Source organism: Nocardiopsis mangrovi, from assembly GCF_042653925.1.
Taxonomy (GTDB): Bacteria; Actinomycetota; Actinomycetes; order Streptosporangiales; family Streptosporangiaceae; genus Nocardiopsis_B; species Nocardiopsis_B mangrovi.
The window spans coordinates 1-7,304 of sequence record NZ_JBHSFQ010000067.1 but is presented as its reverse complement, the minus strand read 5'-3'; the positions used below and the strand labels follow the sequence as shown (position 1 = coordinate 7,304).

Here is a 7,304-nt window from a genome sequence, read left to right as displayed (position 1 = left end):
CGAACACGCTCTTGACCGAGGGGTCGCCCAGGATGATCTCCAGGCCGTTGGCCATGACCTCGGCCGAGGCGCCGCCGCCGATGTCGAGGAAGTTGGCGGGCTTGACCCCGCCGTGGGCCTCGCCGGCATAGGCGACCACGTCCAGGGTGGACATGACCAGGCCCGCACCGTTGCCGATGATCCCGACCTCACCGTCGAGCTTCACATAGTTCAGGCCCTTTTCCTTGGCCTTCACCTCGAGCGGGTCGCCTTCGGCCGCGGAGGCCAGGCCGGCGAGGTCCTGACGGAACTCGGCGTTCTCGTCGAGGGTCACCTTGCCGTCGAGGGCGACCACGCGGCCATCCTTGGTCAGGATGAGCGGGTTGACCTCGACGAGCGTGGCGTCCTTGCCGACGAAGACGTCCCACAGCTTCGTCACGATCTCGACGGCGCCCTGGGCGGCCGCCTCAGGGAGCTTGCCCTTCTTGACGATCTCGGCGGCGACCTCGGCCGGCGCGCCCTTGATGGCGTCGATCGCGACCTTGGCGACGGCGTCGGGGTTGGTCTCCGCGACCTCCTCGATCTCCATGCCGCCCTCGGCCGAACAGATCGACAGGAAGGTGCGGTTGGAGCGGTCGAGCAGGAACGAGAAGTAGTACTCCTCGGCGATGTCGCTGGCCTCTTCGACCAGGACCCGGTGCACCGTGTGCCCCTTGATGTCCATGCCGAGGATCTGCTCGGCCTTGGCCTGAGCGTCCTCGGGGCCATCGGCCACCTTCACACCGCCGGCCTTACCGCGGCCACCCGTCTTGACCTGCGCCTTGACGACAACACGGGACTTGCCCGCCGCCGCGAACGCATCGGCGATGGCACGCGCCTCAGCGGCCGTGCTCGCCACCTTTCCCTGGGGTACGGGAACCCCGTACTCTGCGAAGAGTTCCTTCGCCTGGTATTCGAACAGGTCCACGAGGGTCCGTCCTTGTTACTCGGCTGGCTGCAAGTGGTCTGCGGAGGTCGATTGACACGAAGCGGCGGAACCTTTGCAGGCCCTACCGCGTTGGAAGATCCGTCGAAAATGCCATCCGCACCATGCGGAAGCTTAGTCCTCCCGGCCCTAGTCAGCGGACACCGGGGCTGCGTTGACCAGTCAAACCACCATGCTTCGTGTGGCTTTGCCCGTTCTGCACCGGCTTCTGCCAGGGGATGCGGTGAGAAGTCGTGTGACGGGTCACACCGTCCTAACACGCGCTACGCGAACTGGTCCCAGGCCAGCCGGGCGAGCAGCGCGACCACCACGACCACCAGGACCCCCCGCACGAACCCCGCACCGCGGGTCAGCGCCATACGCGCCCCCACCTGGGCTCCGACGATGTTGGCGGCCCCCAAGGCGAGGCCGAGGAGCCACAGCACGTTGCCCTGCCAGGCGAACACCGCCAGCGCCCCGAGGTTGGTCGCGGTGTTGATGATCTTCGCCGAGGCCGAGGCCGTGACGAAGTCGAGGCCGATAATCGTGGTCAGCGCGATGATGAGGAACGTCCCGGTCCCGGGGCCGATGAGCCCGTCGTAGAAGGCCACCCCGCCACCCGCGAGCAGGACCACGGCGACGACGCGGTTGGGGGTCAGCAGCGCGGGGTCGGCCGCGGCGCCCAACGCGGGGCGGGCCACGACCAGGATGAGGACCGCCGCGAGGACCACCATCACGACGGGGCGCAGCACATCGGAGGAGATCGACGCGGCCAGGGCCGCCCCGCCCCCGGAGCCGACGAGCGCCAGGCCGGCGGTCGGCCACACGATCCGCGGTTCCAGGCGCAGTCCGCGGCTGTAGGTGAACGCGGCCGACGAGGTGCCGAAGATCGCCGTCAGTTTGTTGGTACCGAGGATCTGCGCCACCGGCGTGCCCGGGAAGGCCACGAGCATGGCGGGCAGCATCAGCAGCCCGCCGCCCCCGACGACGGCGTCGACCCACCCCGCGGCGGCCGCGGCGACGAGCAGGAGCGCGATGACATCGAATCCCGCGTCCACCCCGCGCTACCCGAGAACCGGGGCGAAGCGGGCGAGCGGGACACAACGGGACAAGACGGTGAAATGAGGAGGATGCACGATCAACGGAGTGTAGCCGCCGCCCCGCCCGCGCTCCCGGCCGGGCCCCACCCGGGCGGCCGGCACCTCGGCGGCACACCCCCGGAGTGAGAGCGCGCGACCGGCGAAAACACATTCCGAGTGCGCACCGCGACCCGCGGCGCACCCGTGTGTCACACCTTCAGGCGCGCATTCACCACGACCATTTTCACGGCCCGATGATCAGCGCGGAATGGCCACGGAAATCGAATTCGGGCACCATTCCACGACGCCCGCGGAATCGCCGGTGAACGGCGCCGGAAATCACCACGCCACCCGAAGTCCACCCTTGTCAGGGCTGGGGAACCGGCGCCGGATCGGGTGCCGCTGCGCCCGCCGGCCGCTATCCCGCCGCGTGCACGGCGCGGATGTTGCCCCGCACCCAGCCGCCGATCTCCTCGGTGGTCGCGCCGGGGGTGAAGATCTTGGCGACCCCCATCCGCTCCAGCACGGGGATGTCCTCCTCGGGGATGATTCCGCCGCCGAAGACGGTGATGTCGGTCGCGTCCGCGTCGCGCAGCAGCTCGATGACCCGCTCGAAGATGGTCATGTGCGCCCCCGAGAGCACCGACAGCCCGATGGCGTCGACGTCCTCTTGGAGGGCGGCGTTCACGATCATCTCCGGGGTCTGGCGCAGCCCCATGTAGATGACCTCCACGCCGGCGTCGCGCAGCGCCCGGGCGACGACCTTGACCCCCCGGTCGTGCCCGTCCAGACCCGGCTTGGCGACCACGACCCGGATAGCTGTTGACGCGCTCATGCTCAGCCCTCTCGCCTCCGGCCACCACCCCCGCGCCCGTGACCGGGACGGCGTCGGGCCGCGGCATCGACCTCGCCAGCAGCGTAACCCAGATCACCGGCGCTCTTGAACGGCCGGGTGGCGGGTAGTCGGCAGGTATGAGCGATGACGCATCCGAACTGGAACGACTGCCCTCCACGGAACTCCACGAGCGCGCCGTCGCGCTGGCCCGGCACCGCTGGGACATCCGGTTCTTCTGGCGGCTGCTGGAGGCGATCCCCGCCGCCGAAGCGGCCGCCGGAAACCTGGACGCCAGCGACGCGAGCATCGCCCAGGCGTCGGGCCTGGTGCAGGAGGCCCTGAGCGCCGAGGACGACCCGGGCGTGCAGGAGGCCCTGCGCCCGCTCTACATCGACTACCTCACGCGGCACGGCGAGGAAGGCACCCCCGGAGGCACCGAGCGCGGAGAGGGCGAGGGCGCGTAGCCGGGACGGATCGGCGACCGCCGCGGGCACCGCCGGTAACGGGGGTCGGGCATCATGGAGAGGCCGCATCGTACCTCCGTTCGACCGGGTCTTCGGGCCCGCCGCCCGAACCCGCCGGCAGCACCGACCGACAGGGAGCGCCGCCCCGATGGAACCCCGGATGACGCAGGACATGCTCCCGCTGGACGTTCCCGAGGCCCCGGGGCCGCTCCCGCCCACCGGATTCGCCGAGCCCGCGGAGACCATCCTGTACACGGTGGCGGGCTCCCCCATCGGGAAGATGCTGCTGACGTCGGACGGCGCGTCCCTCACCGCGCTGTGGATGGAGCCGCCCGGCGGAGGCCCCCTCCCGATCCGCGGCGAATGGCGCCACGACCCCGGGTGGTTCGCCGAGGCCGAACGGCAACTGGGCGCGTACTTCGCCGGCGACCTGCGCGAGTTCACCGTGCCCCTCGCACCGCACGGCACCGCTTTCCAGCGCCTGGTCTGGCGCGAACTCACCACCATCCCCTACGGCAGGACCACCAGCTACGGGGCGATCGCCAAGGCGATCGGGCACCCCAACGGATCCCGCGCGGTCGGCCTGACCAACGGCCGCAACCCGATCTCCGTCATCGTGCCCTGCCACCGGGTCATCGGCGCCAACGGCGCCCTCGTCGGCTACGGCGGCGGCCTGCCCCGCAAACGCCACCTCCTCCACCTGGAACGCACCGCCCGCCGGCCCGCCTGAAGGGCCGGGAGCGGACGCGGCGCCGGCCCGGCGGACGGATGGCGCGGCCGGCCCCAGGGGGCGGACCGGATGGCCTCGGACACCGGTGACGGAGGGGACGCACGCCCATCAGCACGCGATCCGGCCCGGTCCCCGTAGCGACACGGTGCGAACCGTCGGCCGGGGCGGGCCGGGCCGCCCATCGGCATCGCGCACCCGCGCCTCCGGCCCGAGACGATCCCCGCCGGGTGGTGCACGCCTCAGTCGGGCCCGGCACCGCTTCCCGGACACAGCGCGTCGACGATCCGATCCGCGTACGCGGTGTCGATCGGTTCGGCGGTGACGAGCAGGCGCAGGAACAGCGGCGAGATGAGCCGTTCGATGAAGAACGCGGCGTCGGTGTCAGGGGGGAGTTCGCCACGCGCGACGCCGCGCTCGACGATGGCGCCGGCACGGGCGAACCGCTCGCTCCAGAACGTCCGGCCGGCCATGGCGATCTCCGGGTCCCGGCCGGCATCGGAGACCAGCGTGCGCAGCAGGGCCTGACCGCTTGGTGAGGAGATGTGCGCGACGATCGCGTGCGCGAGTCGGCGCAGGTCCTCGCGCAGCGATCCCGTATCGGGCACCGGCACCGCGCTGGCGGACCGCGCGAGCAGTGCCTCCGCGACGAGCTCCTCCTTGTTGGCCCACCGCCGGTACAGCGTCGCCTTGTGCACCCCGGCGCGGCCGGCGACCCGTTCGAAGCTCAGCTTCGAGTAGCCCGACTCGACGATCTCGTCGAGCACCGCGGCGAGGACCGCCTCATTGACCCGTGCGCTGCGACCGCCGGGGCGCATGCGCCGCTGCGGGTCGCCTCGGCGTGCCGGTGCCCCCATGACCACCTCCCTTATGGCGACAACATGTTGCCACAAACGGACATCGCGTGCGAAGGTTCTTCTGGCGACATGGGGTCGCCACAATAACGGGGAGTCTCATGCCGGCGCTCGCTGATCCACCGTCTTCTGATCGCGCGACGCACACGCGTCGCGACCTCGCCGGCCGGGTCCTGGTGGGCGTCGCGGCGCTCGGCGCCGCGTCCGCGGCCGCGGACGCCCTGTGGTCGCTGGGCGGCGTGGACGACGCGGTCAAGATCGTCAGCGCGTGGCGGGCCTATGGCCTGCTCGTGTTCGGCATGCTGTTCGCGCTGCTCGCGGCGCGCCCCCGGGCCTACCGCGGCGTGTGGGAGATCGTCATCTTCCACAAGCTCGCGATGACGGCGACCGCCGTGGTGTACCAGATGCGGGACGGCGTGGCCGATGCGGGCACCGTCGTCATCGTGGACGGGGTCCTCACGGTCGTCCTCATGGCCGGCTACGTCCTGTGCCGGGGGTGGAGTCCTCGGCCTCGACCGGCGGCAGGCGACTGAGAACCGCGGTCGGCGGATCGCCGCCGGGTTCCACCGCGGTGCGGTACTACCAACGTCGGCGCACAGTGCCCTTGGGGCCCGCCACCAGGCTCGCCGCCGGAACATCGTCGACAACGGTCGTTCCGGCCGCGATGACGGCGTCTCGGCCGATGCTGACGCCCGGCAGGATCATCGCCCCGGCACCGATCCACACGTTCTCCGCCACGTCGATGGGAGCGCCGCTGAGGAACCGGCGCCCCTCGCCTGGAGCTCCGGATCGTGGATCGGCATGAAGCGGTCGTCGGTCATTCGAGGATTGTCGCGCAACCGCCAGTGGTGCCGGACACGCATGATCCGTCGCGCGCGCTGGCGAGACTTCGGCGCGGTCCGATCGCACGCATCCGGCCGCCACTATCCTTCTCTTCCGTACACGGCTTCGCCGGCCCTGGGGGACCCATGACCAGTAGCACCGATCCGATCCCCGCCGACTTCCCTCCGCCCCGCTCCTGCCCGATGCACCAGCCCGCCGAGTACGAACGCCGCCGCACCGAGGCACCCGTGGCCAAGGCCGAGATGCCCGGAGGCGGTTCGGCGTGGCTGCTGACCACGTTCGACGACGTCCGCGCCGCGCTGTCGGACCCGCGGCTGAGCTCCGACCGCAGGCGGCAGGGCTTCCCGCGATACGCCCCGACGATCGGGATCAACGCCGCGGTCTCCTCCGGCGGTTCGTTCGGCGACCGGCCGCTCATGATCGGCCTCGACGGCGACGAACACGCGCAGGCCCGCCGCGCCGTACTGGGCGAGTTCACCGTCAAGCGCATGCGCGCACTGAAGCCGCGCATCCAGGAGATCGTCGACGACCACATCGACGCCATGCTCGCCGGGGGCTCGTCCGCCGACCTCGTGCAGGCCCTCTCCCTCCCGGTGCCCTCACTGGTGATCTGCGAGCTGCTGGGGGTCCCCTACTCCGATCACCCCTTCTTCCAGTCGTGCACGACCACGCTGCTGTCCTGGAAATCGAACTCGGACGAGCGACGCGCGGGGCTCGTCGACCTCTACGGCTACATCAAGCGCCTGTGCACGGACAAGGAGAACGCGACCGATCCGGGCGACGACCTCATCGGTAGGCAGATCGCGAGGCAGCGCGAGCAGGGCGGAGCGGTCGACCACCAGGGCCTGGTGGCGACGGCGCTCATCCTGCTCATCGCCGGCCACGAGACCACGGCCAACATGATCTCCCTCGGAACCGTCGCCCTCCTGGAGAATCCGGGCATCCTCGCGAGGCTGCGCGACGACCCCGCGCTGACGCCGGCGGCGGTCGAGGAGCTGCTGCGCTTCTTCAGCATCACGGGACCGGTCACGTCGCGCGTCGCGACATCCGACATCGAGATCGGCGGAGTCCCCATCCGCGAGGGCGAGGGCGTGGTGGCGCTCCTCGCGTCGGCGAACCATGACGGCACGGTGTTCGCCGACCCCGCGGCCATCGACATCGACCGGGGTGCCAGGCACCACGTGGCCTTCGGATACGGCCCCCACCAGTGCCTCGGGCAGAACCTGGCGCGGCTCGAACTCCAGATCGTGTTCGACACCCTCTTCGCACGCATCCCCGGTCTCCGGCTCGCGGCTCCGGTGGAGGAACTTCCGTTCAAGAGCGACTCGACCGTCTACGGCCTGCACGAACTGCCCGTGGCCTGGTAGGACGCCCGACCTCGTTCGCGCATTCATGTTTCACTTGTTCACAAGGGGTCGCGAAAAAACCCACAAAAAAAGGTGGGGGCAGGAACCAAAGCTCCCACCCCCACCAAAAAAATGTCCGGCGGCCACCTACTCTCCCACCCCACCACAGGGCAGTACCATCGGCGCAAAGAGGCTTAACGACCGGGTTCGGAA

General features: G+C 70.5%; 9 protein-coding genes and 1 rRNA gene. 4 read left to right on the top strand and 6 right to left on the bottom strand.

What is annotated here, in order from left to right:
• The 3 genes from sucC to ACFO4E_RS29855 form a co-directional block, all read right to left on the bottom strand.
• The coding region (gene sucC, locus ACFO4E_RS29865) for an ADP-forming succinate--CoA ligase subunit beta (protein ID WP_378580637.1) at positions 1-946 on the bottom strand (946 nt) is incomplete at its 3' end.
• A gap of 281 nt (positions 947-1,227) precedes the next feature.
• Positions 1,228-2,001, bottom strand: a complete 774-nt coding sequence (locus ACFO4E_RS29860; protein WP_378580635.1) for a TSUP family transporter — start codon at positions 1,999-2,001, stop codon at positions 1,228-1,230.
• 439 nt (positions 2,002-2,440) lie between these two features.
• Complete coding sequence (locus ACFO4E_RS29855) at positions 2,441-2,857, bottom strand: cobalamin B12-binding domain-containing protein (protein WP_378580633.1); 417 nt, start codon at positions 2,855-2,857, stop codon at positions 2,441-2,443.
• 137 nt (positions 2,858-2,994) lie between these two features.
• Between ACFO4E_RS29855 and ACFO4E_RS29850 the strand changes: the two genes are divergently transcribed.
• Positions 2,995-3,321 (top strand): hypothetical protein, encoded by a 327-nt coding sequence (locus ACFO4E_RS29850; RefSeq protein ID WP_378580631.1) that lies wholly within the window; start codon positions 2,995-2,997, stop codon positions 3,319-3,321.
• 160 nt (positions 3,322-3,481) lie between these two features.
• Complete coding sequence (locus ACFO4E_RS29845; protein WP_378580629.1) at positions 3,482-4,051, top strand: methylated-DNA--[protein]-cysteine S-methyltransferase; 570 nt, start codon at positions 3,482-3,484, stop codon at positions 4,049-4,051.
• Positions 4,052-4,290: 239 nt separating this feature from the next.
• On the opposite strand, the gene ACFO4E_RS29840 is transcribed toward ACFO4E_RS29845, so the two are convergent.
• Positions 4,291-4,905, bottom strand: coding sequence for a TetR/AcrR family transcriptional regulator (locus ACFO4E_RS29840; RefSeq protein ID WP_378580627.1), 615 nt, complete (start codon positions 4,903-4,905; stop codon positions 4,291-4,293).
• A gap of 98 nt (positions 4,906-5,003) precedes the next feature.
• Between ACFO4E_RS29840 and ACFO4E_RS29835 the strand changes: the two genes are divergently transcribed.
• Positions 5,004-5,435: a hypothetical protein gene (locus ACFO4E_RS29835; RefSeq protein ID WP_378580625.1), complete on the top strand. Its 432-nt coding sequence runs from the start codon at positions 5,004-5,006 to the stop codon at positions 5,433-5,435.
• A 46-nt stretch (positions 5,436-5,481) separates the two neighbouring features.
• On the opposite strand, the gene ACFO4E_RS29830 is transcribed toward ACFO4E_RS29835, so the two are convergent.
• Complete coding sequence (locus tag ACFO4E_RS29830) at positions 5,482-5,640, bottom strand: DapH/DapD/GlmU-related protein (protein ID WP_378580623.1); 159 nt, start codon at positions 5,638-5,640, stop codon at positions 5,482-5,484.
• A 230-nt stretch (positions 5,641-5,870) separates the two neighbouring features.
• On the opposite strand from ACFO4E_RS29830, the gene ACFO4E_RS29825 reads away from it, so the two are divergent.
• The gene (locus tag ACFO4E_RS29825) at positions 5,871-7,112 is read left to right on the top strand and encodes a cytochrome P450 (protein ID WP_378580621.1); all 1,242 of its coding nucleotides are present in this window, start codon (positions 5,871-5,873) and stop codon (positions 7,110-7,112) included.
• Positions 7,113-7,225: 113 nt separating this feature from the next.
• On the opposite strand, the gene rrf is transcribed toward ACFO4E_RS29825, so the two are convergent.
• Positions 7,226-7,304, bottom strand: a 5S ribosomal RNA gene (gene rrf / locus ACFO4E_RS30180); the annotation flags it as partial.